A 25462-nucleotide genomic window follows, 5' to 3' on the forward strand; every position below is an offset into this window, starting at 1 on the left:
CTATGCTGTCCAAGCCGACCGCGAACAGCTGGTCGGAATCAAATAGCGCGAGTCTCCATCAGACCCAGGGCGCTTCATATCGAGATGAAGGTGAGTCTCGTGAACGGTAAGAGCGACTATAGCGATCAGGCCGAGCTTCTTCGGTGGTTCAACGAGAGCTTTGGCGACCTCGACGGTGCAACGAAAGCGCAGGCCGTAGTCGCCGCCGATGAACACCTCCCAAGAACCGAAATTGACTTCATCCAGCAGCGACTAACACGCAAAACCAAAATTCCAATCGAACTTGGTCTTACTCAAGCTTTCACGCCAATGTCGGCGGTCGGAGCTATCATCGACGCATTCGTAAAGGACCGAGCTGACCTACTACGACTGCGAGATGAAGACGAATAGGAGGCGATTTGGGCGAGGACAAGCAGGATAATTCACTGAGATGGCTACTAGTCATTTCGGCCGTCGTTTCCATAGCTTCGGCTATCGGGATGTATTTCTTAGTTAGAACCGCGGAGCCCAAGGCGATTTCATCCGCTCTCGCCAGCGTGGCGGAGGTCGGCGGCATCATTAGTGGCCTCTCACTTAGTGGGACCGCGGTTCTGACTTTGAATGGTCGCTTTACCGTCCGACTGCTAGCGCGTTATGGTCGTGCGATTCGATTTATCCTATTCGGCGGTTTCTCTATTCTGGTCAGCATCTCATTGCTATCGGCAGTTTCTGTTCTTTGGGAAGGCACCGCCTTTCCGCTCTACGTTTTAAGCGCTGGTGTACCGACAATGTTCGTAGTACTCCTTGCAACAGCACTTTTAATCAACGGCGCATTCTCTAATGAGCAGGGTAAGGGCGATGAGAAAAAACCAGTGAGAATCTAGCTAGACAAGCCTCTGTCGTGAGCCCCGACCAGAATATAGTCGGGGCTCATATCTTTCGCCGATTCCGAACGGTAAGTGAACTGCACAACGGCCTTACTGCCAGAGACCACTCAATTTTCATTTCTCGCTTCGCGAAAATTGGGTACCGGGCGCCCCTTCACTCAATGCGGAGTACCTATGAAACCTTGCCCTGAGTGCAGCGCCGAGTATTCCTCAGCGCTCGCCGCCGAGGAATGCGGCGAGGTCGACCGCGTCGAAGACCGACGCATCCGGCAGAACCGACAGCGATGAGCACGTCGGGCTGGGTCGCTCGCCCAACGGACCGGCGTGCAACTCTGCCGGCGAACTGGTGGTGGCTTCGCGGCCACGTGTTCAAGCGCGACGGCCGACGTTGCCAGCACGTCCGCTATGACACCGGGCGCAAGTGTCTGCAGCCTGCCACCGACGTTGACCACATCGACGATCGCGACGACCACCGGCCCGAGAACCTGCAATCACTCTGCAGCTGGCACCACCAGCAAAAGACCTCGAGCCAAGGCGGCAATGCGGCCGCCGCGCGCCGGCGCAAGACTCAACCTCGGGCCCACCCGGGGATTCTCTAGGCCGTCTTCGGAGATCCCTTGCGCGGCGTGCGATTTCCCGATCCGGGCCGCTGCGCGTTCCACGTGTCGATCGTCTTCTCGCTCCACCCCCGCACAGTGCCGACCGTGACGTCCGGCTTCGGCAGGGTGAGCGACGACAGTGCCCCGCGCGTGATCCCGAGCCGCTCGGCAATCTCCGTGGTCGATAGGTAATGACGCGTCATGTCTCCATCATGCGCGACGTATGGCAATGCTTGCAACTTCAACATCGTCTCCTCACTCCCCCGCCGCTTGCGGGGCTCGCGCTCGCCGTCGGGATCGAACCAACGCGGCGGCACACCAGTGCCCGAGCAACTGCAACTCACAGCGCAACGATGCGCCGCAAGACTTGTTGCGCGTGCAGGATCTCGCCCCACGATGCTCGCTTGATTCGGGTCGTGATGCCGTTGTTCAGCCAGAGCTCGGCACATTGCTTCACCGTGAGCACGGCAGCGTGCGACTCGCAATCAGTGCGAAACGCCTCGAGCACACTGCTCGGGTTGTTGTCCAAGTCGAACTCTTTCCGTGGCTCGAGCGAGTAACCGCCAGGGGTCGCACCGTCGGCGTAAGGGTCGGACGCCCGAGACTGGTCAACGACACACCGCCACGGCTCAGGGTCGGTGTTGATCGTGCTGCTGTTGTAAAGCGTCATTATGCAATTCCTTCCGTTATGCCGCGCTCAGTGTGGCGACGGCGTACCATTCGAGCCCCTGCCAAACGGCAATTGCTCCCCCGAGCGTCAGTACGGCGCCCGCAACTTCCACTAGGACCAGTCGACGGCGAGCCCGCCGCTCGTCGGCCGTCACGAAGCAACCTCGTCAAGCTCGCCGTCGTACGGCCACGAGTACAGCGACTCCCAGCGCTCAATCACGGCTGCAATCTGCTTGGGCCGGAGCGTGCAAGACGCGATGCTCTGCACCGTCGCCCCCGACCGCTCCGAAAAGCCGAGAAATACCGCGCCGTCGATCGTCGACACCTCGACCGAGTAGTGGCGCTCATCGATTCCGTCGTTGTCACCCGGTGCAATATCGAACGACCACGCGACGAGCAATCCGTCGTGCTCTTCAGGCATCGGCCAGCCCATCGAGAGGGCACCGAGCACGCGCAACGGAAGCGTCGCGCGGCTCATCGGTTGACCCCCTGCGACTCCACCAGGTATGCACGGCCACCGATGTCGACGAACGAAGTTCCCGCGCCGCTACCGTGCGCTGCAGCATTCCACGTGCAATTGGTCGCGTCCTCGCTCGCGCAAGCGGGGAGAATCGCGACGGCGATCATCAGTACCAGTTCCAGCAATCCGGCCACTTCGGGCCTCCTCTCGGTAATGGGCGCGGTGGTCGCGCCCCGTGCGCTCGCGGATGCTTGCAATCCGCCACCCGGCTCGTTCCGGTAGCGCGTCTTTTCACCAGCGCGGGTTGTGCGCGCAATAGGTGGTGTTCTCGGTGTCGCATCGCCGTGCAACTTCTGCGACGACGAAACGCGCAAGTGCATCCGTGTCGGCGTCGCGATCGACTGAACCCCCGTCCGCTTCCCAGAGCTCGAAGAAGTCGCAACTTAGACGTGTCTCGAGCAACCGATCGATGACGTCACACCGGGCACTCACGAGGTCGAGCGGCTCACCGTGCAATGCGATGTAGCGCCCAGCGGCATCGATGCACAAGCGATACTCGTCTGCAAGGCCGCGACAGTGCAGCAGCTCATGTGCAGGCTGCAACTTGGCCCGATACTCGCGCGTGATCGCGATCGCCACTGCAATTTCTTCCTCGGAGCGCGAACCACGTTCCGGCAGTGCCGCGTAGAGCTCCTCGAGCTGCTTTGGGGTCAGCCCCCGTGCGCTCAGATTTGCTTGCACCGCATCGATTGCTCGAACAGACATCATTTGTTCCTTTCGTCACTGTTGGCACGCAATTTGCGCGCCGGTGGTGGCGCCCGGACTCGAACCGGGCCGACGCCTTCACGCTCGCCACCTGCGCAGCCTCAGAACGTCTGAGACCACACGTCTTCAGATGCAACTTCGGCCGCATACGCTTCGGCCATCGCCGCGCGCTCTGCAACCTGCTCAGCCTTGAACTCTGCAAACGTCACCCAACGCCAGACGCCGGCGTCGTGAGCGCGCTGCATCTCCTCGGTGAGGTGCGGCCATGCAATATGCAGCGAGCCCTTGCAGAACTCGAGCTCGGGGCGCCGGCGAGCACCCGCCCCGAACGTCTGCGGCCGCCAGAAGTCAGTCCACATCTCGCCGACCCAACCCATGTGGTCTGCAATTCGGTACTGCATCGCCTCGACCATCGCCCGATACGCCTCGCGATCGGCACTATCGGTCACCGATGCACGGGCCGACTTCGCTGCAACTCGAGCAGGGGCCGCAACTTCGACCGGATCCCGCAAGATGGCAGTGCCGGGCACGCAACGCGCAACCATGTACGCGTTCGCCCGCTGCACCCATGCAAGGTACTCAGGCGAATCAGCACGCAACTCAGGTCGCGGCTCGACGTTGGCCGCGAACCATGCGCGGCGCTCAGACTTAACGCTCATGCTGCAATTCCTCCCTTTCGTGCAATCAGGCGCTTACGCGCTCATATCGATCCAGTTGACGTGGCCGCACACATCCGCGACCCAGTCGAGTGCGTCAGCGCGGGTGACGAAGCGGAAGATCTTGAACTCGCGCCCGTCGGCGGTGAGAGACACCCACCAGTTGATAAGCGCCGGGTGCCCGTAGGCATCGGCTGGCTCGATGACCCATGAGCCGAGGTTGAGGTCACACGACTTGGTGCGAGTGGAACCTGCCAACTCGCAAACAACGTCGGCGAGGTTGAATTCTTCCGCCGTTACTTCGGCAGCAGATACAGTGGTCACGATCGAACCTCCCAGTTCGGTACATGCCCCGGGCGAGCTGCACACTCGCGCCGGGGCTTTGGTATTGGTGGCGATTGCCACGGTGGCGGCCACGGGACTCGAACCCGTGCAAGGTGCCGGCAGTGCCGGACTCTCGGCGCCTGTCGCGCCGCCTGTTGTTTCGCTGTGGAGTTATGAACGATCTGTGCCGGTCCGGTACTGGTTCCCGTTGGGGCTTCCCGGTGGCGATGAGATAACTAAACCATGCGCCGCGCATTGTTCACAAGTCATGCGCCGCGCATTGCTTCGCTCAACCCCCGAACATCCGCATCACCATGCGGCACGATGGGTTTTACTTCAGCGCGTCAGCCCGGGCGTGTCGCACTCATCGGAGAGCGCCACACGCCGAGAGACGCACACACCCGCGCCCTGACCGTCGCCGCCGGTATGCACCTCGCACCGATAGCGCGAGACACCTGGCACCCGTAGCACGCACACACCGCGCCACACGCCACGCGCCCCGCTCACGCGCCGACACGCACACGGCCACACGCGCACTCACGCACACCCGCACCACGCGCCACACACGCGCACACGAGCGGGCACGCACCACGCGCACCCGGCCACGCACACACGCACGCCCGCGCACACACGGGGGGCCACCCCCTCCCCCCACCCCCTCCCCACCGGCCCGCAAGCGTTCTGCATCTCGCGGTGCGCGTGGGTCTGGGGGGTTTATGCCCCGAGCGCCGATCGGTGCGCGCTCGAGGCGTGAGAGCTTCCCCGGCCGCCAGGGCCGAGGGTTTCCACCTGCCGACATGGAGGTTCCCGATGGCAGTCCAATCCTGTTCTGCGCGCGTCGTACTGATCGCACCTCAGCACGAGGATGGCGTGGATGCTATTCGTCGTCACCCCGAGTACTCGCACGCGATGGTTGTCGTTGCGAGCGACCCAACCGCGCTGCGTCGCATCAAAGGACGCGTGTTCGCCGGTTGGGTGCTTCTGCCAGGCGCAGAGCACAAGGGTTCTCCGCGGCGTATCGCAGAGCTCATTGAGTACGCGCGCTCGCACGAGTGCGGCTGTGCCCAGCACGCGATTCAGGCGGTGGCCTGATGGCCGGCGTCGGTCCTCCCCCGAAGGACGAGCGATCGCGCCTCCGGGACTCCCCGAAGCGTGACCTCGTGAAGTCCGACGGGAAGGTCGGCGGGTTCGAGCTTCCTGATGACGTGCTGCCGCAGCTCCGCATCGGAGGAGAGCCACAGTTCGACACTGACGGCAACCCGATCCGTGAAGACTGGCACCCGCAGACCGTGCGCTGGTGGAACAACTGGCGTGAGTCGCCGCAAGGTATCCGCATGGCTACGGCCGTCGACTGGGACTACCTGCTCGATACCGCGCTGCTGCATCACCAGATGTGGGAGTCGGGCGGTAAGAACTCGGAGCGGGCGGCCGAGATACGGCTCCGTGCGGCCACGTTCGGCGCGACGCCGGCGGATCGTGCGCGGCTCAAGTTCGAGATCGAGATTCCTGAAGAGTTCGAGGTCGGTTCGTCGACGGCCAACGTGTCCTCGATGACTGAAGCGCGCAGGAAGCGAGTAGCCAACGGGGGTGCCTGATGCCCCGTCGCGTCATTAAGAACGACGAGCTGCATGACCGGGAGCGCTCACTGGGCTACCTCGCGGTGTGGTTCATCGAGACCTTCGTCGTCCACGGCCGCGGCGACATCGCAGGCCAGCCGATCAGGTACGGCGACGAGTACTTCGGGTTCATCGTCGACTGCTACGCGCTCGATAAGCGCGGTCGCCGCCTCTACGACTCCGCGTTCTTCTCGCGCCCCAAGGGCACGGACAAGTCTGGTGTCGCGGCCGCGATCGCGCTGCTCGAAGCCTTCGGGCCCTGCCGCTTCGACGGCTGGGCTGAAGGTGGCGAGCAGTACACGTTCTTGGGTCAGACGTACACGTATCAAAAGGGCGAGCCGATGGGTCGTCCGGTCACGCAGCCGATCATCCGCATCCTCGCCACTGAGGAAGGACAGACCGGCAACGTCTACGACACCATCTACTACAACCTCGCCACCGAGACCGCCCCACTGAACGCGCTTGTGAAGGCATACGGTGTGGACGCCGGCCTCACCCGAGTGGTCCTCCCGAAGTCGTCGGGCGGTGGCTCGATCGAGCCGATGTCGTCCGGCGCCGCGTCCAAGGATGGCGGCCTCGAGACGTTCGTCGTCTTCGACGAGTCGCACTTGTACAACGTCGATCGGCTGAAGCAGATGCATGGCACGGTCACGCGAAACCTCCGCAAGCGGAAGAAGATCGCCGAGCCGTGGTACATCGAGACCACGACGATGTATCAGCCCGGGGAGGACTCGGTTGCCGAGGACACGTACCGGCTCGCTGACCTCATCCAAGAGGGGCGCACGCGCCGTAAGCGGCTGTTCTTCGATCACCGGTGGGGTGAGCTCGGAGACGCTGCGCAGGGCGCGGACGAATCGAACGACGCCTACGAGGCTCGCATCAAGGAAGCGTTCGCGGACGCCTACGGAGACGCGGCCGAGTGGAACGACGTCGAGGACATGCTCGACGCGTTCTTCGACCCTCGCAACAACGAGTCGGAGCAGCGCCGTTACTTCCTGAACGCGGTGGTCGAAGCCAACAACTCGTGGCTGAAGATCACCGAGTGGAATGACATCGGCCTCGGGGCTCGCATCAAGGCAGCCCTGAAGGAGGGCGTCACCCCGTCGTGGCGGCCGCCGGCGGCCGGCGAGAAAATCACGCTCGGTTTCGACGGTTCTCGATCGGACGACGCGACTGCGCTCATAGCGTGCCGCGTCTCGGACGGGTACACCTGGCCCGTATTGATCGAGGAGCCGCCTGACTCGGAGAAGGCGAAGGACTGGGTCGTCGATCAGCACAAGGTCGACAAGCACGTTCGACGCACCTTCGCGAAGTTCGAGGTCGTCGGGTTCTTCGCGGACCCGCCCTACTGGCAGGACTACGTCGACGCCTGGGACAAAGACTTCGGCGACGACATGAAGGTCCGAGGCACCCGTGACAAAGGGCTGCACTTCTACACCGCGAATCACAAGACGATGGCAATGGCGGTCGAACGCGCGCACACCGCGATCGTCACCGGCCAGATCACGCACAGCAACGACCCGCAGTTCACCCGACATGTGATGAACGCGCGGCGCTGGGAGCGGAACACCGGTGACGTGATCGGCAAGGAGAAGCGCGGATCCAAGAACAAGATGGACGCCGCGATCGCTATGGTGCTCGCGCTCGAAGCTCGAGCACGCTACCTCGCGAAAGAGCGTCCGGACAAACAGGCCTTCGAGCCATTCAACCCGCGCGGGAACGCGCGCAGACGGAGGTAGCAGATGCTCTCAGAAGCACTCATCCCCGGCACGGACGACTGGTATCTCGTCGAGCTCGGCAAGGATCTCGGGTCGAACTTCCCGCGGATAGCGATGCTCGAGTCGTACCGGGACGGAACCTTCGTTGTGCCGGTCGAGGCCGATCCCGCCGTGCGGGAGGCCTACAAGAAGTTCGCGAAGAAGGCGCGCTTGACGATCGCAGACACGATCGTGACGCAGGTGGTTGGCCGCCAAGACCTGCGAGGGTTTCGGACCGCCGCGGAGAACGACGCGAATGGGGACCGTGAGGCGTCCAGGTTGATGCGCCAGAACGACCTCGATGTGCAGTTCATCGAAGCGCTCGACAAGAAGGCCCAGCACGGCGCCTCGTTCGGCGTCGTCGCCATCGACCCGGTGTCCGGCGAGCCGTTCGGAAAGATCCTCGACAGTTGGTCTGTCGCTGTTCGCATGAGCGAAATCCGGCCACTGCAGGTCGACGCCGCGGTGATCGCGACGTGGGATCCGTTCAACCAGCAGGATGTGCTCACGCTGCTGCGCCCGGGTTACATGCGTGTCGCCGTGAAGCCGGGCAAGCAGTCGACGATCCCGCGGGACGGCACCGAGTGGGAGCCCGGCCTCTCGTGGGATTGGACCAGCGGCCCGATCCAGCTCGGGTTCACCGATCGCGTTCCCGTCGTAAAGTGGGCGAACCCCGGCAGCCTCGGCGAGTACGAGAACCACATCGACTCGATCGACCGCATCACCGAGGACATCCTGCAGCGTCTCACCATCACGGCCATGCAGGCGTTCCGGCAGCGCGCGGTCACGCCTGGGGAGAAGAGCCCCCTGCCCTCTCATTACCCCGACGACCACCCGGATAGTCCGGGTGAGCCGATTGACTACGACGAGATCTACAAGGGCGGACCGGCCGCGCTCTGGTTCCTGCCCGAGGGTGCAAGCATCTGGGAGTCGGCGCCGACTGACATCAGCGGCCTCATCAACGCCGAGGACAAGGACATCGAGCACCTGGCGGCCGTCACGGGCACACCGCTCTTCTCCGTGTCGCCTGCAGAGAACCAGTCCGCTGAAGGCGCGAAGCTCTCCCGCGAGACGATCCGCACCAAGGTGCGAGATCGGAACCGGCGAGACGGTCGCACCGCGTGCGAGTTCATGTCGCTCCTCTTCGAGGCGAACAAGGACCAGCAGCGCGCCGACCGTACCGAAATCGTGGCGATGTGGGGCCCGATGGAGTACATCTCCAAGGCCGAGGTAGCGGAGCAGGCTCGAGCAGCCCGTCAGGGTGGCATGTCGCTGCGCGGCATCAACGAGCACATCTACCAGATGACACCCGAAGAGATGCAGCAGGAAGAGCTATCGAAGCGGGATGAGCAGTTCCAGGACTCACTCGCGGAGGTGACCTCAGATGGCGTTGACGGATCGAATGCTCGAGCTTCACGTGAAGCGCAAGCGGTCGTTGACGGAGCGGCTGCTTCGGATCCTGCTGGGTCTGTGGGGGAACTTCAGCCAGTGGAGTGATGAGGATCTCGTCAGAGCCCGAACCTCGGCGAGTATCCCCCACGTCGAGTCTGCTCTTCGCGAGATTCAGAAGGAGACTCGGCAGTTCCAGTTCCGGGCCCTGAAGGAGCTCGGAGTCGCTGCACCGAAGTATCGACCACCCATCGACCTCTACCCGCGGTCCCGCGTGGACCTGCTCGAGGTTTACAGCCGCCCCGCGAGAGACGCCGCAAAGGTGCTCGAGCGGGGCGGCACCCCCGAGCAAGCCGCCGCGGCGTTCGAGAAGCGCCTCGACGGGATAGTGGAAGCCGATGTCATCATCGCTGACCGTGACGAGCTGAAGCGCATCCAAGACCAGCTCGAAGCCGACGGCCTGACCGAGTACTCGGAAGACGAGGACGCCACTCTCCACGACGACGACAACGCAACAGAGTTGATGTCGCGGGAAGAGATGGAGGAGTGGATCGATCGGTTCGAGGAGGATTACGGCCGCGAGAACCAGCCCATCGTCAACGGTGAGCGAGTGATCGGATGGCGGCGGGTGATCCGGCCCGAGCTGTCACGGCATGGCTCTTGTGGGCTGTGCGTCGTCGCGGCGACCCAGTGGTACACCCGCGGTGATCTGCAGGCGATCCATCACCTTTGCAAGTGCGCGACTCTCCCCGTCACGAAAAGCGCCGACCCCGGGCTGCGCTGGAACGCCGAAGACCTGCGCCGAAACCTCGACGAGATCTACGGCGCCGGCGGCGGCACTGCAGGGAAGAAGCTGAAGCGGATCCGCGTCGCCGTTCGCGAGCACGGTGAACTCGGACCGATGCTCGCCTACTCCGCGAAACGGGGTTGGCAGCCGGTCGAAGGGTTCAAACCGTACACGCCACCCAATGCATCAGTTCAGAAGGAGCGCCTCTCAGGGCGCCGAGACGAACTCAACGCGACCCTCGACAACCTCCGACGGCGCCTGGATGGCGGCGGAGACCAAGCGGGTATCGAACACGCGATCTGGGAGATCGAGCAGTCCTTGAAGGAACTCGACGTCCGGCTCGCCGCCTGACCAGTCGCGGCATGCGACAACACCCATCACCTACGACATGTAAGGGAAATCACAGATGTTCACCACGCCCAAGCTCGGCCTCCGCCTCCGGTTCAACACCGATGACGAGAACGGCAGCAAGCCTGTCGGGAAGACCGAGGAGGAGCTCGGCTTCCCGCCGAACACCAAGCCGGAAGACATGACACCCGATCAGCAGCTCGCGTACTGGCAGAACGACGCGGCCAAGTGGAAGTCACTCTCCCGCAAGCACGAGGGCCGGGCAAAGCCGTCCGACTTCGACTCGATCGCCGCCGACGCGCAGAAGTGGCGCGAGCAGCAGGAGCAGAACCAGTCACCGGACGAGCGAGCCCTCAACGAGGCGCGCAGCACCGGTCGACGCGAGGGCGCAGGCACGCTCCTACACGACGCCGTGCGTGCAGAGCTCAAGGCCCAGCGCCCCCACATGACCACCGAGGAACTCAACGAGTTCCTCGAAGACGTTGCGCTCGACAAGTTCCTCGGCCAGGACGGGCGCCTCGATACCGAACGAGTGGAACGGCTCGCTGGCAAGCTCGCCGCCGCTCCCACGCCGGAGGGCGACACGCCCCCTGCAGCAGACCCGCCCGCCGGCGGCAGCGCACTCGGCGACGTCCTCCGACGCACCACCGCGCCACCCAAGGACCACGCGGGCTCTGTCGATGAGTACCGAAATCGCGAGCGCGAGCGCTACGCGACCCCCAACACCAAGTAGACCCAGGAGGCTACGATGACCGATTTCGCGATCGACACGTCCCGCACCGACCCGCGGATCGACACCCGCTGGCGTGCATCGAAGTTCGGCCAGGACCACGCCCAGCCGGGCACCCTGGACCTCACGAAGTTCGTCGAGGGCACCCATTTCAACATCGGCGGCCGCATCGACAACGTGATCCCCTCGGGCGTCGCGCTGACGAAGAACGCCACCTCGGGGCTCTTCGAGCCCTGGACGCCCGGAGCCACCGCCGAGGACCACCCCAACCTCGCCGGCTTCATCAACGACGACGCGGGCATCGATCTGTACCGTCGCGCCGGCGTCGCCAAGTCCACCAAGGCAGCGTTCGCGCTGCTCGTCGTCGGCGGTATCGACGCCACCCGCCTCCCGGTCGACGCCCAGCGCGCCCCGGTCAAGGTGGCACCGACGACCGGCCTCTTCACCTTCGTCTAAGGAGACACCACATGGCATTCACCAAGTCTCACCGGACCGCCGCGCAGCTCACGGGCATCGCCCGTGGCACCATCGACGGCGTCTTCGGCGCATCCATCGTTTCCACGTTCCTCCCGCAGAAGGAGAACCAGGGCCTGACGTTCGACTTCAACGTCGGCAACACGTCCCTGCCCGAGGCCGCGCGCTTCCGCTCGTACAACACCGAGTCGGACGTCGCGAGCTTCGACGGCAGCGAGTCCCGCCAAGGCAAGCTCCCCCCGATCTCCCGCCGACTGCACGTCGACGAGTTCGCACAGATCACGCAGATCGGCGGCGACCTCGGCCCCGTGTTCGAGGACTACGCCCGTCGAATCGCCGCGCAGATCGCGACCCGCTTCGTCTGGGGCGGCGCCGAGGCCATCGAGAGCGGCAAGCTCACGATCGACGAGCGCGGACTCAAGTTCACGGTCGACTACGGCCGCAAGGCAGCTCTGACCGCAACGGCGCCGACCCTGTGGTCGAACCCCGCCGCCGACGTCATCGGCGACCTGGAAGCGCTGCGCGCCGTCTACGGGAGCTCCCCCGGCTCGATCCTGGTCCCCGAGCTCGTGCTGCAGCATCTCACCCGCAACGAGGGCATCATCGAGCTCGCCACCCGCGGCCTCGGCACGCCGACGCGCATCTCGATGGACGACGTGCTCGGTACGCTGCGAAGCTTTGGCTTCAGCGGCCTGTTCACCAACTCCGAGCGCTTCGTCGACCACTCCGGAACCGAGCGGTCGCTGTTCAGCTCCGACAAGGTGCTGTTCCTCCCCGCCGCGGTTCAGACCGCTCTCGGCCAGGCGGCCGGCGTCGGCCCGCTCGGCACGACCGACTTCGGTGTGACCGGTGAGTCGCTCGTGCCCGAGAACGGCCTCGGCGGACAGCCGGGCGCCGCGGCCGGCGCGCTCTCGTCCGACGATCCCGTCGGCTTCGACGTCCTCGTCGCGGCGATCGGCCTGCCGATCGTACAGAACGCGAACGCGACGGCGTCGCTGAAGGTGCTCTAGCCAGACCCCACAGAGGGGGCGGTCATTAGGCCGCCCCCTCCCGGCTTTCCAGGAGGAAACGATGAAGGTCTGCGAGACCATCAACCTGCTCGACGACCAGTTCCGACTCATTACGTTGCTTCCCGGCGACGAAGTGCCGGACTGGGCAATCGGGCGAGTCACCAACCCCAGCGTGATCGCCGCCGACGACGACTTCACGGAAGCTGTTTCCGCAGCCGTGGAAGCGGCCCCCGCCCCCGCACCGGCGGGCCCACCGGTGGTGGACGAGGGCGATCAGTACGACGCGCTCAACAAGAAGGATCTGCAGGAACTGCTCACGAAGCGTGAACTGCCCACTGCCGGCAACAAGCCGGAACTCATCGAACGGTTGCGCGAAGCCGACAAGGCTGCAGCCGCCGACGAGGAAGTGGACCTGTGGTCGATGAGCATCGAAGAGCTGAAGGCATTCGCTGAGAAGCACGAGATCAACATCGCGGACGCGTCCACGTCGGAAGAGCTCGCCGCCGTGATCCAGTCGGCCCAGAGCAAGTAGGAGCACTCATGGCTGTCACACTCCCCACCGTCGGGTACGACTGGGTTTGCGACGCCTTCGAGGGTGAACCTGACGAGCTCGGGCGCCGATCGTACGTCGAGTCGAAGATTCGGCACACCGTGGGGAAGCTCAAGACCCGGTTCGGGAAAAGGATCGAGACGAGGTTGGCGGCAGGCCAACTCGACGAGGACCTGTTCAAGGACACCGTCGCCGAGGCGGTGCTGCGAATCATTCGTAACCCCGAGGGGTATGCGACCGAGCAACAGGGCAACTACTCCTACGGGCTTCGCGCCGTCGTCGCATCCGGCTACCTCATGTTCACCGCCGAGAACATGCTCGACATGCTCGGCGAACCATCGCCGGTGATCGGCACGTTCGCCATCGGAGACTACCGGGGGGCCTGATGTCTATTCGCGGCAGAGGGCCCCACACCGTGATCGTGCAGCCCCGCAAGATCGAGCGGTACAAGGGCGCCGTTGAATATGTCGACGACGGCCCACCAGTGAAAATCGAACGCTGCAGCGTCCAATCCGTCAGGGAGTGGGCGACCGCAGAAGAGGTCATGACGTATGGACTCAGCCTCATCTCGATGCGGCGCGTGTTCACACGCACCTGGCCCGCGGACGCGAACGGACTCGTCTACTTCAATGGCGGCATCTTCGAGACAGTCGGAGATCCGCAGCATATGGACGGCTCGCGTCGAACAGCCCACTGGGTGACAACGATCAAGTGGCTCGGAGACGGGCCTCCCCCACACATCCCCGACGACGAAGAGCAGGCAGGTAAGTGATGGCGAGCGTTGAATCACATGTCCGACTCACCGCGGCGATCATCGCCGGCGGCGACCCTGCGATGGACCGTGCTGCAGCCAATCTGAGGACCAATCTCGTGGCCGAGGCCGCGAGACACAATCTCACGAGCGCGTTCATGAACAGCTTCGAAACTGCGACAGTGCCCGGTGAATCGGGCCCTGGACAGCAGGTCAGCGACCGCGTCGTCTACACGACAGATCCTGGCGCAATGTCGATCAACTACGGCCGCAAGTACACCGACAAGGACACCGGCGAAGTCACTCGCGTTCCCGGAAAGCACGTCTTCGAGCGCGCGATCGGGAGGACATCGGGATGAACCTGAAACCGGTGCTTCCAGACCTCGACACATTCTTCGACTCCCTGATAACGGCAGCCGCGCCCGACAAGGTCACGGCCATCCAAGATCAGCACGCCGACAGCTACGACGAAGTTCCCTTCGTCTCGTGGACGGCGATCAATCAGGGCCAGTACCAGTACGGCTACTGGAACGTCACGCTCGTGCTGAACCTGCTTGCGGAGCCGCGCGAGATCTTCTCGTACGCGGCGGAGCTCTACGCCGCGATCCAGTCGTGGAACGTTCCCGGAGAAGGCGTAATCCTCGGCGTCGCAGCGATCAACACGGTCGAGGACGCCGGAGTGTTCGACAAAGTCAGCGAGATCCGGCTACCCGGGAAGCACCTCTCGCAGGCCGTCGCGACGTTCCGCATCACGGTCCAAGACCTGAGCTGAACGCTCCCGCAACCACCTCAAGCCCGCCCCACCAGGCGGGCTTTTCGCATTTCTGAAGGAGAAATCATGGGCGTCAACGCCAACGCGATGATCGTTCCCGGCAACGGCACGATCTTCCACGCACCCAAAGCGGTCGCATTTCCGTCCAACCCGCTCACCGCATTCACGCTCACCGGCACCCCGCCGGAGGGATGGACGAACCTCGGCCACACCAGCCGAGAGAACACTCTCGGGTTCAGCCGCGAAGGCGGCGAAGCGTCGTCGATCGGCACCTGGCTCGCGGACTCCACGAAGACGATCTACTCGTCTGTCGCGTGGGGGATGTCGATTCCCGCGCTGCAGTTCGACAGTGACGTGCTCGACATGGCCTTCAACGGCGACTTCGATCCGGTGACGGGCGGTTACATCGTCCCCGGCCAGACCGCAGCGATCGAGACGCAGCTCTACGTCCTGATGCAGGACAACACCGGCAAGCTCGGCTTCTGGATCCCGAACTCCGAGGTCACCCTCGGCGAACCGCCTTCGGTGAACCGTGAGCAGTACCTCGAGCTCCCGCTCACCGCGTCGATCAACGCGGCAGACAACGACGTGATCCCGGCTGTCGACGGCCGCCCGGGAATCATGGAGCTCTTCAAGACCGGCCTGGTTGCGCCCACCCCCACCCCGTAACTGGCCCACGCACACCCCCGGCGCGCATTGCGGACCCGCGCCGGGGGTTTCCTCATTCCCCGGTCCGCACCCACCCCCGACGAAAGGTCCGCACATGGCCGCCAAGAAGACCACCCCGCAGGCAGAGAACGTCTCCGAAGACGTCGCACCCCCCACCGCAGCAGAGATCCTCGAGGCCGAAGCCGAGACCAACGATCTCCTCGCAGACCTGCCCAAGCTCCGCCCGCCGCACGAGCTTCGACTCGCGGCGAGGAACAAGATCAAGACGATCCGCATGGAACACGGCCGCAACCTCGCCAAGATCGTCGGCGACGTGAAGGACGGGACGAAGATCAGCGATCTCCCCGAGGCCACCGCCATCGAGTACATGAAGCACATGATGAGCGTGCAGGAAGCCGTCGACGAGTTCGCCGAATCGATCGCGATCGACGTTCCCGGCTACATCGCCTGGTCGAACAAGAACGCCGACGACTACGCCCCGTTCATCGCCCTCCTCATGCGCTACGCGGACGCAGCGGGGGAATCGAACGGCTCTGCGAGCTGATTGACGAATACGACCACCACCCGGAGTTTCCCGGGTCGCTAAGCGCTGACCTCGACCAGTTCCACCACGGCCTCAAGCTCGCCGATGTGTGGACGGGTCGAGTCAGTGCACAGCACGTAATCGTCCTCGCAGGGCACCTCCAACTCAACCCGATGTCTCGCTGCCGCATGATCTCGCTCGGCGGCGACCCCCGCTGGATCGGATGGGACTCAAACTCCGAGCTCGCTGCTTCTCAGCACGACCTCATTCACCAGCTCGCCGCCGGCGACAAGTTCACGGAGTCCGACCGCTACCCGCGCCCCGGCCATGCACCGAAGCACGCCGATGAGGCGGGCGAGCTCTTCGCCCCCACTCTCGCGGACTTCAACGTGCCTGCCTTCATGCAGGTCATCAACTCGTAGGAGGAACAATGGCCGCTCCCTCCCTGGGAAAACGAGCCGGAACGATGCATGTTCGGGTCCTCCCGAACACGAAGCACTTCCCGCGAGAACTGAAGCAGCAGTTGCAGCGCATCGAGAAGTCGATGCCGCCCCTGACTGTCGAGGTCTCGAAGGCCAGAGTTCACACGCAGAAGATCAAGCGCTCGATTCAGGCGCAGCTCACCGCAGTCCGAGACCTCGAAGTGACAGTAGATGCGAAAGTCGATTCGGCTCGCGCGCAGCGGTCACTCGAGGCGCTCGCGGCGGATCGACGCATCGAACTGCTTCCTGAGCTCGACAAGGCCATGTTGCAGCGGATCAGCCGGGATGTCGAACGGTCCGTGCAGACCATCGAGGCGCGCATAACGCCTTTGCTCGATGACGAAGGCCTACGCGTACGCGTCAATCAGCTCACGAACGAGCTGCACAAGCTCGAGAAGCACTTGCACATCTCCGTGCTGAACGAAGAAGAGCGTACGCGGATTCGTCACCGTATCCACAGCATCAGCGAAGAGCTCGATGACATGGCGAAGGACCGCACGGTCCACCTCGACGTGAACCCGTTCACGGCATGGGCATCGGCGCGACTCGCGTGGCTGAGCCGTCCTCGCGTTGTCGAGATCATTCCCCAAGTCTCGAAGGCCGCCTTGGCCAAGGCAGCTACGGCGCTCGCGGCGCTCTCCGGTGCTCGCCTGTCGTATGACTACCTCAAGCGGTTCTCCGACTGGATGAGCGAGATCGACAAGAAGCTCCCCGCGCTGACCTTCGGAGTGACGGGCGTCACAACTGCGTTCTCGGGCCTGATGGGCGCGCTGTCCGGCATCGTCGGTATCGGCGATGGACTTGCCGCGACGCTGCCATCCCTGCTGCTCCTGCCGGGTCTGCTGGCGGGCGCTGTCCTGTCCGGTGTTGCGCTCGTCGTCGCGCTGAAGGACGCCAAAGATGAGCTCGCAGAACTGGGTGATTCGTATCGGAACCTCGGCGACATCATCACCACGAACTTCTGGGATGAAGCACGGCAGCCGATCATCGAGTTCTCGAACTCGATCATGCCTCAGCTCGAGCGCTCGTTCGAGAAGACGTCGAGGGCGATCGGCCGCTTCACAGCGAACCTCGCACGCTCGTTCCAGCAGGAGTTCGACAACGGGCGCCTCGAGGCGATGTTCGACGGGCTCGCCGCGTCTTGGGACATTCTCGCGACTGGATCCGATGCGTTCGCGGGCGCAATCACGAACCTCGGCCTGGTGGCGGCGCGCTACATGCCGCGCCTCGCGTCATGGTTCGTGCGACTCGCGGACACGTTCGACAACTGGCTCTCTGACGTGGCGACGGATGGGCGGCTCGACGGCTGGATCGAGGAATCGATCGACGCGTTCTACGCACTCTGGGACGTGGCCGCTGCCACAACCGGAATCTTTCAGGGCCTCTGGAAAGCCGCAGAGGCGGCAGGGTCTGGTGGCTTGCGCGGCTTCGCCGACATGCTTCTCGACTGGGAGAAAGCCGTCAACGGCGCCAAGTGGCAGGACACGCTCATCGCGATGTTCCGCGGCGCCGGAGTCGCAATGGACGGATTCGGCGAAGGGCTCGAGCGTGTGGGCGACATGCTCTACACGCAGCGCGATGCCATCGAGTACTTCATGGGTACTGCCGGGCAAGCGCTCGGCGACTTCCTCGGTGACGTCGCGGACGCGCTCTCGCGCCCTGCAGTGGCTAACGGCCTCACCGGCTTCATCGACGGGGTGAAGAGCGGGCTCGACGCGCTCGAGCCGGCTTTGGGGCCGATGGCAGACGCATTCGGTGACCTCGCCGAATTCGCCGGTGATCTCGCCGAGGCCGTTGGGCCAGTACTGCAGACGGCCCTTGAAACCGCGTCTGGCATCGTGAGCAATCTTCTCGACAGCTTCAAGGACCACGACGTGGTGAAGCGCCTCGCCGATGCATTCAACGAGTTCCTCACTGACGACATCGGTCCTTCGCTAAAAACGCTGGCGGACGCTGTCGGGGATCACCTTGTCCCGGCGCTCGCGGATCTTGGTGATTCTGGCGCGCTCGATGGGCTGGGGAAGCTCGTCTCGCTCCTCACACCAGTCGCTGTCGGAATGATCGAGGAATCATCGATCGCAATCGAAGGGTTGGCTGACTCGATCGAGAAGCTCGGGGATATCGGTCTTTTCGGTGACAAGGTGAGCGAGGACGCGTTCTCTCCAGATTGGATCACTGAAGCAAGTGGCTCACTTCAGGAGCTGCTCGGACTCGTGAGCCCCGTGTGGGCCGTCATCAATGATCTGGGCTTCTCGATCAGCGACCTGACCGATTCTCTGAGCGAGTACTTCAGCGGCGCGACCGACGCGATGAACGATTTCTCGCTCGGATTCACTGTCGGACTCACGGCAGTCGTTGCGTGGGTCGCTTCGCTGCCTGAAACGATCAAGTCGTTCTTTGCTGAGTCGGGAGCATGGCTCTATACGCAGGGATCGGAGATTCTCGCTGGCCTGCATCGCGGTGCGCTGGCTGCTTGGACACTTGCGGTCGCATGGCTCGCGAGAGTTCCCGGCCAGGTCAAGTCGTTCTTCGCTGACGCCGGCGCGTGGCTCGTCGCAAAGGGCAGCGAGCTCATCTCCGGATTCCAACGGGGATTCAACGCGAGTTGGATCTCCGTAGTCGTCTGGTTTGCCGGTATTCCAGGCCGAGTGGCTTCGTTCTTTGGGGGCGCCGGAAGCTGGCTGTATAGCTCTGGTGTCGCTCTTCTCGAGGGTTTCGGCGCCGGCGTGCAGGCCGCTATCGCATCCGTGGCAACCAAGGTGGCCGCGGCGGTAGCTCACATCCGTGGGTTGTTCCCAAACAGCCCCGCGAAGTGGGGCCCGTTCTCTGGCAGCGGTTGGGTGTCCTACTCGGGCCAGGCAGTGGGCCAGACCTTCGGTGAGTCCATTGCGACATCGATCAACCGGTCGAAGTCGAAGGTCGCCCGGTCACTCACCGGGATCCGGGGAGAATTCTCTTCGCTTTCTGGTGCCGTTTCCGGGATGAACTTCGACGTTGCCGGTCAGTACGCCGTCGACCGGGCGCACGCTGCGCGGCTGAGTAGCACGGTGACGCCCATCTCGAACGGTTCGATCGCCGGCGCGACGAGCGTGACGGCGAACTTCATTCAACCCGAGCAGCGCGAGCAGTTCCGTGAGTTCTCATCGGTGCTGCAGCGCGAACTTAGACGAGCGTAGGAGGCCCACGCATGTGGTCACTGCAGTACGACAACACCGCCTACTCCTTCGACCACGTCGCGGTCACCTCAGTCGGGATCGGGGGGAAGGTGTATCGCGTCGACGATACGCCCAACCCCCGGTCCGACGGCATCGCATTCGGGCAGGACTTCGCTGACCCGGGCGACATCGAACTCGAGCTAGTGCTCACTTTCCAGACGGTGAGGAACCTCGGGGTGCAGAGAGCGATGCTCAAGGAAGCTGCCGAGAGCTTCCTCCTCGCGTGGGATGCGCCTGCACTGAGGAGCACCCCGGGCGCGCTCGGTGACCTCATCATCCCCGCGGTGGGTCTCTTTGAAGGAAGGCCTCGGCGCGCAGAGTGGGACTGGTCCACGTTCGGACTCGGCTACCTCATTGGTAAAGCGACCTTCATCCGCGCGTTCCCGGAGACCTATGTGCTCGACGGCAGTGAAAGTCCTTGGCACGACGTTGAGGTCGGGATTGTCGCACCGGTCGGGCGCTCGGGCTGGGTTTTCCCGCTCGTGTTCCCGATTCAGAACCTCGAACCAGATGTGCGCTCGACATGGTTCGAGGTCGCTGGCGACACCGACGCCTCGTGCATTGTCTCGGTGTACGGGCCGCTGCAAGCCGGAGCCGAAGTTGAGATCGCATCGGGGTTCAAGCTCGTCACGAAACGGGATCTCGCATACGACGAAGTCGCCGTCGCGGACGCGCGGCCCGGTCGCATGACGCTCACCGTCAACGGCGAGCCGAGCAATTTCATCGCCCCGACGAGCACACGACTCGCGGAGCTCAAACTCACACCCGGGCCGCATCAAGTGAGCCTGCGGGGGATCTCCCCGCAGGGCACCGCGCGTGCCCGTATCGAATGGCGCGACACGAAAGCGGGAATCTAATGGCTGAAACTAGCGGATGGGCGATCGACGGGCCGGTGAAGACGCCTGTCGAGGATGCTCGGCGGCTCGTCTATGGCACCTCGGGCGACGGGCACGGCGTCGCGGGTCTGAACGATCTGATCGTCAGCGCGACGAACCCAACGGGCGGCGCCGTGCAGGTGTCTCCCGGGTCGTGCCTCATCAAGTCGCGCTATGCGGAGGGCGAGACGTACCTCGCGTCTCTGAACGAGGCGACGACGCTCGCCGTCACGCCGACCCCGTCGGGTTCGGGGCGAACTGACGCGGTCGTGTTCGAGGTATTCGATCCGTGGGCGCAGAACTCCCCGGTTCCCGTTCCCGCGGATCCGCAGACGTTCGAGTATTTCCGACTGCACATCATCGAGGGCGTTCCCTCGACGATCAAGTCGCCGTTCCTGAGCGACATTCCCGGATACGGGAGCCGCACGGGCCTCGTGCTCGATCGCATCGCGATTCCCGCGGGCCGCGGTGACGTGCAGGACTCAATGCTCAAGCGTCTCGCGCCGCCGCATACGCCGAAGACTCGCCGCCGCATGTTTCAGGCGTTCCCGACGGGTCAGCTGACCGAGGGGCGACGGATCCCGAATCTCGCGTATGGCGACTGGCCGCTATGGAACACCGAGCGCCCTGTCGTCGACGTGCCGAAGTGGGCGCGATATGTGCGCATCGCGGCCTACGTCGAGGGCGCATGGTACGCGAAGGGCAATAGCAACACCGAGCGGTTCGTCGCCGGCACGCGCGTCGGCATCGGCGGACAGTTCTCGCAGAATGGGGTCATCACCCGCGACCCCGAGGATGCGGGCAGCCGCGGCGGGTTCATGATGATCGGTCAGGTTCCCGTGCCGGCCTCGATCCGGGGCACCGAGCAGCCGCTCATCCTGCAGGGTTTGCGTTCGTCGAGTATGAGCACGGGCGGGCTGTTCGTCGATTACCAGACGTGCATCTCGTTCGATTACGAGTTCTCCGAGGAACTCTGAGAGGGGTAAGACATGGGCGCGGAACGCTACGCGTTGCAACGCTATGGGTCGTGGGAGTGGCTCGATTACGACGCGTTCCTCGTCACCTCTGACGGGCCGGAGTGGGCGCGCAACGCCTACGGCATCATGCGCGCCACGGTCCCCGCACCCGCCGCGCACCGTGTGATCGCGGAAGACGGGCGAGATCTGTTCGAGGAATGGGGAACGTTCGTGCATTACGAGATCGACTCGCCGGGGCTCAAGCGCCGCGAGTGGACCGGCATCGTCGCGGAGGCAACGCTCGGCGCGAACGGGTGGGATCTCGTCATCGTCGAGCACCCGGGCTACCTCAAAGACACACCCTATGAGGGCCTGATCCGGGGCGTTCGGGCGGATCCCGCGGCGATGCTTCGGCAACTCGTCGTCGACGTGCAGGCATGGCGCAACGCATGGTACGGGTGCACCGTGAACGGATCGACACCCGTTCGCCTCGGGTCAGATCTCGATGATCGGATCGCGGCCGCTCGTGCGGTCATGGATCAGCGCCGCCTCACGCTCGACTCGTTCTCGAAGACGAGTCGGATCTCGACGATCAACATGCAGGAGGACAGTGTCACGCTCGCCGACGAGGTCGCGCAGGCGCGCGTGCTCGTGACTGAGGCGCAGAACCTCATCACGCGGCTCGTGTTCGAGAACGCCGATGCGGCGCAGATCGAGCAGGCGAAGCAAGCGCTCGCGACCCGCAGAGCGACGTACAACGCGGCGCTCGCAGGGTACAACGCGGAGATCGCTGCGGGGCGTGCAGCAGTCGCGACCGCTCGGCGCACGAAGGCGCTCGCGCAGATCGACTATGACCGGGCGAAGGCGAGTTACGACGCGCTCAAGGATCAGCAGCGCGACGGGAACGGCGCGTATGTGGTTGACGGCGCCGAACTCCCCGATGCGTACAAGGTGCTGCAGGACATCTGCGACACAGCGGGTATTGAGTGGACGACGAGCACGGTCTACACGACCGGCGCACCGCAGGTCGCGATCAACGTGCACTATCCCGCCGCGGGCACCCGCCGAGACGATCTCGTGTTCGACACGGCGGTCAACATCATCGGCGCGCTCGAACTCGAACGCCTCGAATATGCCAACGCCGCGGCCGGCATCGGCGCCGGTGAGGGATCGAAAGCGATCCGGGAGACGATGAGCGTGCCGACGGAGCGGATGCGGCGCGCTGTCACCGTCGAAGACAAGTCGGCGAAGACGCGCGCGCAGATTCAGGCTCGTCTCCGAAGCGAGCTCAAAGCAACGACGGGCGAACTGTTCCCGCACTCGATCGAGGTGCGCGAACACCCGAACTGCCCGATCGGGGCGTGGCGAGTCGGAGATCTCATTCAGATCGACGGCATCACGACGATCGGCACCCGTTGGTCGGGCCTCGCTCGGGTCGAGTCGTGGTCACGGCCGTCGAGCAATCGGGCGAGCATTCAACTCGTGCCCGCTTAGAACTGAGAGGATCCCATGTCGGATAAGGATGCGCGGAAGCTCGCGCGAAAGCTCGTCGGGATCGAACGGCGACTCGATGCGGGGCGCGCGAAGCAACTCCCGTTCACCGCGATCGAGCTTGACGACGGCACCTCGCAGGGAATCACCGACGGCGTGACTGCGGCGGTCGATGCGTACTCGCTCGCCGGCACGCACGACGAGGGCCTCACGGAACTCAGCGACATCGCCGATGGTACGGCGGTCGAGTCGACGTTCCTCCCGGAGCGTCTCGGCGCCTCGGATGGGAGCGCCGATGCCGCGTTCGAACTGGGGCTGATCGCCGCGGGCCGCGTCGATGAAGCTCACGCTGCTGCTGACGAGGCGGTCGAAGAAGCGTTGCTCGCAAAGCAAACCGCTGACGGGAAGAACTCGATCTACTCGCAACCGATCACGCCTGTCGCTCTCCCGGACCGCCCGTTCAAGCAAAGTGATGTGTGGTATGAGACACAGGTAGTCGACGGGAAAACGCGTATCGCCACTGTGAACGTGTGGGACGGCACCAAGTGGGCTCCCAACTCGTTGGTCGGGAACTCGCTACTCGTGCCCGGATCAGTTGGCAACGTTCTGATTGAGAACGGTGCCATCACTGGCGTGAAGCTGTCGGTAGACGCGCTCAATTTCAAGTCCGCGACCGGCCTAACGCTTACCGCTGCGACTCTGACGGGTTCCACGATCCGCACGTCAGCTTCGGGTCAGCGCATGGAGTTCAACCAGTACGGCATTCAAGGATTCAACAACCTGAATCAGGTAGTGGCGTCGATGTCGATCGACACGCAGGGCATTCTGAACTTGAGTGGGGCCAACGGCGGCGTCCGGCTGTCAGCTCAATTCAGCTCGTTCACTTACCAGAACAGACTCACCTACATATCCGGGGGCAACACTCTGGTTTCGCGCCGAGAGAAGTCAGTGACAGACCACACGGAGGCCGCTGGCTGGTCCGCGTCTGGTGAGTACGGGTTCAACCTCGACGCTTTTGGACGCATAGGGTTCCAGCAGAGATTCAGTTCTGACGACGGCTCCCCTGTGGGATTCCCGTCATCGGTAGCTCTCAGCTTTCAAGGGCCTAAGCCGAATGGTATTGGCAGCAATTCTCGGGCTGCCAACGTGCAGTTCTCCGGGTACGACAACTACCTGTTCAGCAACGAAGGTGGCTACTTTCAGACATACGGCGAGCTGCGGGCGAGCAACGTTCAGATTTACGCACCCGCAGGGCAGAAGTCGCGGTTCTGGGGCGATGTCGAATTCGGCGGGGCGGTTAAGTTCCAAGGCGACACTCAAGGTGATGCTTACCTGAACAGTGCGGGTGGGATCTCTGCACCGTACGCGATCTCAGGCGGTATCGTGACGCAGCGTTCGGTTGCAGCGGGTGGTGTCACACGAGTGACTGTGACGTTCCCGGTCGGCCGTTTCACCGTGGCACCGCGCGTCTCGGTCACCGTCTTTGGTGATGCGCGTGACACAACAGTGACGGTCGATTCTGTGACAAGTGACTCGTGTGTCGTGATTCTCGGGTCAATGTCAATTGTTGCCCGAACAATCGGCGCCCATTGGACCGCGATACAGATGACGCCCAACTCAGCGAACGGATAACGGATGATCCACAAAGTAACGTGCCGTACCGATGGGTGCGGCAATAGCAACATCGGCATCGAGCTCGACGACCCAACCTATGAAGTGATGTGCGGGGCTTGCGGCGAACCGATAACCGATGTCGTCCCACCGATCCCGGAACCCGAACCGGAACCGGAACAGAACATCGTGTTTCAGGGCGTCGCGATGGAACCGTTTACCGTGCGTGACGGGCATCTCAGCGTGGAACCCGACCGGCAAGTGGTCGTGTTCACGGACCAGCGTGACGTGTTCCCGGTGATCGACAAAGCTGCGGGCGTCATCAGCTTCGACAGTCTGGACGGACGTCCACCCGAACTGGTCACCGGATGGGTTGGCGTCCGTCAGTAACTAACCATTGAGCCCCGCCAAGTAGCGGGAGCTTTCGCATTGCTGCAGCAGAGAGGGCGACGCCCCAAGACGGGGACCGGTTTACCCGAAGCCGATCTCATCGAGGTACTCCCTGGCTTCCGTGAGGGTCATAGGATCTCGTCCAGCTTCCGCAATGAGCTGCTCGGCAGGAATGTTCACATTGCCGATTCGCTCGTTCTCAGCGGCGAGACCTTCGTTCAGCGCCTGTATCAAACTCGCGTCGTCACACCCCGCGCCTCGCGCGAGCTTGATCGCCGCATAGATCGGCTTGTGTCCCTCCGATGGAGACATGAGATGCGTCCTAAGCGCGTAGGTCACGTTGCCGAGATGCGCCCCTCTACGTTGACGGTCCGTGAATGGAGATGCATCTGCGTTCATGCGGTCACTCTAACCCAACCCCGATTCGAGCCCCGCCGAGTAGCGGGGCTTTTTCGTACCCACAGAAAGGAGGGCGACATGACGGTCTCGCCACTTGCGAACATGAAGTACGACATCCCCGCGCTCGACCGTTGGCAGCCGCGCCAGGCCCGGATCGCTGGCGTGCTGATCCATCACAATGCCGGCGTCGACGCGTACGGGCAGGCGACCGCGCCCGGTCGTGAGGTCAGCGCGAACTACTGGATCACGAACGGGTCTGCTGCACGTTTAGGTGACATTCGATATGGCTGGTTCCGGCTGGCCTGGAAGGATGATCACTATGCCCCCT

General features: G+C 63.7%; 32 protein-coding genes. 24 read left to right on the forward strand and 8 right to left on the reverse strand.

What is annotated here, in order from left to right:
* Window positions 1-99 precede the first annotated feature (99 nt).
* Together PQI23_RS13140 and PQI23_RS13145 are read left to right on the forward strand one after the other, a co-directional pair.
* A complete protein-coding gene (locus PQI23_RS13140; RefSeq protein ID WP_339975269.1) occupies window positions 100-390 on the forward strand; it encodes a hypothetical protein in 291 nt (96 codons plus the stop codon).
* 8 nt (window positions 391-398) lie between these two features.
* Entirely contained in the window at window positions 399-863 is a 465-nt protein-coding gene (locus PQI23_RS13145) for a hypothetical protein (protein ID WP_339975271.1), read from the forward strand.
* A gap of 598 nt (window positions 864-1461) precedes the next feature.
* On the opposite strand, the gene PQI23_RS13150 is transcribed toward PQI23_RS13145, so the two are convergent.
* From PQI23_RS13150 to PQI23_RS13180, 7 genes are all read right to left on the reverse strand, one after another.
* Window positions 1462-1668 (reverse strand): XRE family transcriptional regulator, encoded by a 207-nt coding sequence (locus PQI23_RS13150; protein WP_339975273.1) that lies wholly within the window; start codon window positions 1666-1668, stop codon window positions 1462-1464.
* Window positions 1669-1805: 137 nt separating this feature from the next.
* Window positions 1806-2135, reverse strand: coding sequence for a hypothetical protein (locus PQI23_RS13155; protein ID WP_339975275.1), 330 nt, complete (start codon window positions 2133-2135; stop codon window positions 1806-1808).
* 150 nt (window positions 2136-2285) lie between these two features.
* Window positions 2286-2612, reverse strand: a complete 327-nt coding sequence (locus PQI23_RS13160) for a hypothetical protein (protein WP_339975277.1) — start codon at window positions 2610-2612, stop codon at window positions 2286-2288.
* The gene (locus PQI23_RS13165; protein ID WP_339975279.1) at window positions 2609-2788 is read right to left on the reverse strand and encodes a hypothetical protein; all 180 of its coding nucleotides are present in this window, start codon (window positions 2786-2788) and stop codon (window positions 2609-2611) included. Before PQI23_RS13165 ends, PQI23_RS13160 begins: the two co-directional genes overlap by 4 nt.
* A gap of 97 nt (window positions 2789-2885) precedes the next feature.
* Complete coding sequence (locus tag PQI23_RS13170) at window positions 2886-3359, reverse strand: hypothetical protein (RefSeq protein WP_339975281.1); 474 nt, start codon at window positions 3357-3359, stop codon at window positions 2886-2888.
* Window positions 3360-3460: 101 nt separating this feature from the next.
* Complete coding sequence (locus PQI23_RS13175) at window positions 3461-3772, reverse strand: hypothetical protein (protein WP_339975283.1); 312 nt, start codon at window positions 3770-3772, stop codon at window positions 3461-3463.
* 279 nt (window positions 3773-4051) lie between these two features.
* A complete protein-coding gene (locus PQI23_RS13180) occupies window positions 4052-4339 on the reverse strand; it encodes a hypothetical protein (protein ID WP_339975285.1) in 288 nt (95 codons plus the stop codon).
* 1091 nt (window positions 4340-5430) lie between these two features.
* Between PQI23_RS13180 and PQI23_RS13185 the strand changes: the two genes are divergently transcribed.
* The 21 genes from PQI23_RS13185 (at window position 5431) to PQI23_RS13285 (ending at window position 24735) form a co-directional block, all read left to right on the forward strand.
* A complete protein-coding gene (locus tag PQI23_RS13185; RefSeq protein ID WP_445238438.1) occupies window positions 5431-5934 on the forward strand; it encodes a phage terminase small subunit in 504 nt (167 codons plus the stop codon).
* On the forward strand, window positions 5934-7694 hold the full coding sequence (locus PQI23_RS13190) for a terminase TerL endonuclease subunit (protein WP_339975289.1): 1761 nt from the start codon (window positions 5934-5936) through the stop codon (window positions 7692-7694). The genes PQI23_RS13185 and PQI23_RS13190 overlap by 1 nt, the downstream gene beginning before the upstream one ends.
* A 3-nt stretch (window positions 7695-7697) precedes the next feature.
* Complete coding sequence (locus tag PQI23_RS13195) at window positions 7698-9209, forward strand: hypothetical protein (RefSeq protein ID WP_339975291.1); 1512 nt, start codon at window positions 7698-7700, stop codon at window positions 9207-9209.
* Window positions 9115-10239 (forward strand): hypothetical protein, encoded by a 1125-nt coding sequence (locus tag PQI23_RS13200; protein WP_339975293.1) that lies wholly within the window; start codon window positions 9115-9117, stop codon window positions 10237-10239. The genes PQI23_RS13195 and PQI23_RS13200 overlap by 95 nt, the downstream gene beginning before the upstream one ends.
* Before the next feature lie 55 nt (window positions 10240-10294).
* A complete protein-coding gene (locus PQI23_RS13205; protein ID WP_339975294.1) occupies window positions 10295-10969 on the forward strand; it encodes a hypothetical protein in 675 nt (224 codons plus the stop codon).
* Window positions 10970-10984: 15 nt separating this feature from the next.
* Window positions 10985-11422 (forward strand): hypothetical protein, encoded by a 438-nt coding sequence (locus tag PQI23_RS13210; protein ID WP_339975296.1) that lies wholly within the window; start codon window positions 10985-10987, stop codon window positions 11420-11422.
* 11 nt (window positions 11423-11433) lie between these two features.
* The gene (locus PQI23_RS13215; protein WP_339975298.1) at window positions 11434-12450 is read left to right on the forward strand and encodes a major capsid protein; all 1017 of its coding nucleotides are present in this window, start codon (window positions 11434-11436) and stop codon (window positions 12448-12450) included.
* A gap of 61 nt (window positions 12451-12511) precedes the next feature.
* Entirely contained in the window at window positions 12512-12982 is a 471-nt protein-coding gene (locus PQI23_RS13220; protein WP_339975300.1) for an SAP domain-containing protein, read from the forward strand.
* Window positions 12983-12990: 8 nt separating this feature from the next.
* Window positions 12991-13386 carry a Gp19/Gp15/Gp42 family protein gene (locus PQI23_RS13225; protein WP_339975302.1) on the forward strand — a complete coding sequence of 132 codons (396 nt, stop codon included), beginning with the start codon at window positions 12991-12993 and terminating at the stop codon, window positions 13384-13386.
* The gene (locus tag PQI23_RS13230; protein WP_339975304.1) at window positions 13386-13772 is read left to right on the forward strand and encodes a hypothetical protein; all 387 of its coding nucleotides are present in this window, start codon (window positions 13386-13388) and stop codon (window positions 13770-13772) included. The genes PQI23_RS13225 and PQI23_RS13230 overlap by 1 nt, the downstream gene beginning before the upstream one ends.
* Entirely contained in the window at window positions 13772-14110 is a 339-nt protein-coding gene (locus PQI23_RS13235; RefSeq protein ID WP_339975306.1) for a DUF5403 family protein, read from the forward strand. The genes PQI23_RS13230 and PQI23_RS13235 overlap by 1 nt, the downstream gene beginning before the upstream one ends.
* Window positions 14107-14523, forward strand: a complete 417-nt coding sequence (locus PQI23_RS13240) for a hypothetical protein (protein WP_339975308.1) — start codon at window positions 14107-14109, stop codon at window positions 14521-14523. The genes PQI23_RS13235 and PQI23_RS13240 overlap by 4 nt, the downstream gene beginning before the upstream one ends.
* Before the next feature lie 66 nt (window positions 14524-14589).
* Entirely contained in the window at window positions 14590-15192 is a 603-nt protein-coding gene (locus PQI23_RS13245) for a phage tail tube protein (RefSeq protein WP_339975310.1), read from the forward strand.
* 94 nt (window positions 15193-15286) lie between these two features.
* Window positions 15287-15736, forward strand: a complete 450-nt coding sequence (locus PQI23_RS13250; protein ID WP_339975312.1) for a hypothetical protein — start codon at window positions 15287-15289, stop codon at window positions 15734-15736.
* Window positions 15737-15888: 152 nt separating this feature from the next.
* Complete coding sequence (locus PQI23_RS13255; RefSeq protein ID WP_339975314.1) at window positions 15889-16137, forward strand: hypothetical protein; 249 nt, start codon at window positions 15889-15891, stop codon at window positions 16135-16137.
* Window positions 16138-16181: 44 nt separating this feature from the next.
* Window positions 16182-19373, forward strand: a complete 3192-nt coding sequence (locus tag PQI23_RS13260; protein ID WP_339975316.1) for a hypothetical protein — start codon at window positions 16182-16184, stop codon at window positions 19371-19373.
* 11 nt (window positions 19374-19384) lie between these two features.
* Window positions 19385-20269 (forward strand): hypothetical protein, encoded by an 885-nt coding sequence (locus PQI23_RS13265; RefSeq protein ID WP_339975318.1) that lies wholly within the window; start codon window positions 19385-19387, stop codon window positions 20267-20269.
* Window positions 20269-21264 (forward strand): hypothetical protein, encoded by a 996-nt coding sequence (locus PQI23_RS13270; RefSeq protein ID WP_339975320.1) that lies wholly within the window; start codon window positions 20269-20271, stop codon window positions 21262-21264. The genes PQI23_RS13265 and PQI23_RS13270 overlap by 1 nt, the downstream gene beginning before the upstream one ends.
* 12 nt (window positions 21265-21276) lie before the next feature.
* Window positions 21277-22737 carry a hypothetical protein gene (locus PQI23_RS13275; RefSeq protein ID WP_339975322.1) on the forward strand — a complete coding sequence of 487 codons (1461 nt, stop codon included), beginning with the start codon at window positions 21277-21279 and terminating at the stop codon, window positions 22735-22737.
* Between the two features lie 15 nt (window positions 22738-22752).
* Window positions 22753-24366, forward strand: coding sequence for a hypothetical protein (locus tag PQI23_RS13280; protein ID WP_339975324.1), 1614 nt, complete (start codon window positions 22753-22755; stop codon window positions 24364-24366).
* Between the two features lie 3 nt (window positions 24367-24369).
* The gene (locus PQI23_RS13285) at window positions 24370-24735 is read left to right on the forward strand and encodes a hypothetical protein (RefSeq protein ID WP_339975326.1); all 366 of its coding nucleotides are present in this window, start codon (window positions 24370-24372) and stop codon (window positions 24733-24735) included.
* A gap of 81 nt (window positions 24736-24816) precedes the next feature.
* Here the strand turns inward: PQI23_RS13285 and PQI23_RS13290 are convergent, their stop codons facing one another.
* Window positions 24817-25134: a hypothetical protein gene (locus tag PQI23_RS13290; RefSeq protein WP_339975328.1), complete on the reverse strand. Its 318-nt coding sequence runs from the start codon at window positions 25132-25134 to the stop codon at window positions 24817-24819.
* 78 nt (window positions 25135-25212) lie between these two features.
* Here PQI23_RS13290 and PQI23_RS13295 point away from each other — a divergent pair.
* Window positions 25213-25462 (forward strand): hypothetical protein (locus tag PQI23_RS13295; protein WP_339975330.1); only part of this gene is annotated, 250 nt, incomplete at its 3' end.

The organism is Leucobacter sp. USCH14 (assembly GCF_037619215.1).
Lineage (GTDB): Bacteria > Actinomycetota > Actinomycetes > Actinomycetales > Microbacteriaceae > Leucobacter.